We start from the raw sequence: 1,944 nt of genomic DNA, 5'->3' as shown, positions 1-1,944 counted from the left end.
AGGGAGGGGTGATGGGACACCCCAATCTTAGCACTTAGACGAAGCAGAAATGAATGGAGTCTGAAACAGGTAGCTAAGAATCCCACTGACGTTAGACAGCTTGCGACTTTAGTCGTGGGAGTCTCAAATTGTGTTTAGGGTTTTTCTTCCCAATCAATCGAACCCGTTATTAATTAACTGCCCCTTAATCTAGGAATTATAAACTTCTACAAGCTTTTATTTCGAACTCCCGAATGGGACAAGAGAACCACATGGCTCACTTACATACATGCTCCATGTGATTAGCTTACACTATTGTCTTTTATGATCCTACCCACGCATCGGTATCATATCCCCTCACCTGCCAGTAGCCTTCGTGTACTTGATCGATAGCTTCGATTCTGACAAGCCATTTCACGGATTTATAGGCATACATTTTAGGAACAATCAGCCGGACGGGGCCTCCAAAATCTGACGGGATCAGCTCTCCATCCATGAGCACAGCGACCATTACATCATCCAAGACTGCCTGTTCAAGGGATAATGAGTCAGTATAGACACCGTCGCCCGAATAAAATTTCAGATGTGACGTGTTTTCTTTCAGCTTTACTTTCTTCATGAGATCTTTTAGCAGAATGCCTTCATACGTGACATGAAGCACGGACCATCCAGTAACGCAGTGAAAATCACTGACCTGGACTGTCCTCTTCAATTTGACGAATTCTTCCCATGACAACGACACTGGTTCATCAACCAGTCCATCAATCGTAAAATTCCAATTTTCATTCGTAAAAACCGGTGTCTCCGTTACTGTATAAATACGGAATTTCCCTTCATACCCTCCGCCAATGGGAGGGGTGGATTGCGTGGCAGGAATCGGCATGGGTGAGAGTTCATTTGTGCTTTTCAGCGTCACCGATTTTAGTGTCGACCCTCCATCATCCGTCACTTGTTTCAGCCATTTATAAATGGATGGGCCCAAAATGATCGCAAGCAAAGTCACAATGCCGTATTTGAAAAACCCTCTGCGGCTGAAGGCATATAGATTTTTCTTTTTTTCTTGCAGTTGATCTGATTTTTTACGAAACCAGCTTGCCCTAGTCACTGAGTGGAAAAGGAGAACCGGCAGACCAATCCAGGTGAATACATCATGTATGATCAATGAAGCTTGAACGATTTCTTCAGGAAGACTCCTTTGAAAGGTTAGAACCGTACCGCTAATAATCCAGCCAATGATCAATCCAATAACCATCGCAAGATTCCGTTTCTTTCCTTGTTGTTTTTTTATGACTTTATAATGAAAGGCAAAATAGCGGAAATAAAGCAAAAGAAAGGCAACAGTTGCAAATCCGATCCAAATATGAGCATCCTTCAACATGACACGGTATAATGCCAATGGCCCTCTTAAAGAAGGAATGAAAAGCAAAATCCCACTTATGAATAAAAATAAGGTAGCATATCCATTCAGATGGTGAAGTCTTTTTAACCTTTTCCACATTTCGCTGCACCCACCTCTCGCTTATTCAGAAGCCTGAACCTAAAGCCTCTTCCTGTTCAGATAAAACTTTTTACACCGATTGCCCCGCATTGGTGCTGAACAAGGGGCACATGGACGGTTTTCTTGACCCATTCTAGAGCCGGTATAACCCTTCCTCTTTATCCGTTAATTCTTGGATTGTTTCTGCCGTAGAATTCACATTCACACCCCTTTTATTATCAGTGAACTACTCCCACCACTTACCACCCTTACTGGTCGCTTGAAGTGGGGGCTTCTCGACTTATCGCTGCTTTTCCTAGCCAACGAAAATTGACCGAGCTAACCCTCTTGTTCCAAGAGTTTTTGTTTCTATGCTAACGCTAATAATCTTACTCCTTCCTTTTTGATGTTGATAGCTGAATTGTAGTCACGATCTGCCACGTAACCACATGAACAATGGTAGGTACGTTCAGCTAGCGACATAGGCT

Annotated in this window: 2 protein-coding genes; both read right to left on the bottom strand. The window is 43.1% G+C overall.

The window, feature by feature from the left end; genetic code table 11:
- Positions 1-301 precede the first annotated feature (301 nt).
- Positions 302-1,477, bottom strand: coding sequence for a molybdopterin-dependent oxidoreductase (locus tag J2S25_RS19855; RefSeq protein ID WP_307192717.1), 1,176 nt, complete (start codon positions 1,475-1,477; stop codon positions 302-304).
- Positions 1,478-1,825: 348 nt separating this feature from the next.
- Positions 1,826-1,944 (bottom strand): zinc ribbon domain-containing protein (locus J2S25_RS19850; protein ID WP_307192718.1); only part of this gene is annotated, 119 nt, incomplete at its 5' end.

This window comes from Mesobacillus stamsii (assembly GCF_030814065.1).
Classification (GTDB): Bacteria; Bacillota; Bacilli; order Bacillales; family Cytobacillaceae; genus Mesobacillus; species Mesobacillus stamsii.
Note: the sequence above shows the minus strand (reverse complement) of the source record. Positions and strands in the feature narration are given on the sequence as shown.

What these genes read in the sequence shown, in the direction of transcription:
- J2S25_RS19855 (WP_307192717.1), bottom strand. Translation starts at nt 1,477, where the DNA reads ATGTGGAAAAGGTTAAAAAGACTTCACCATCTGAATGGATATGCTACC.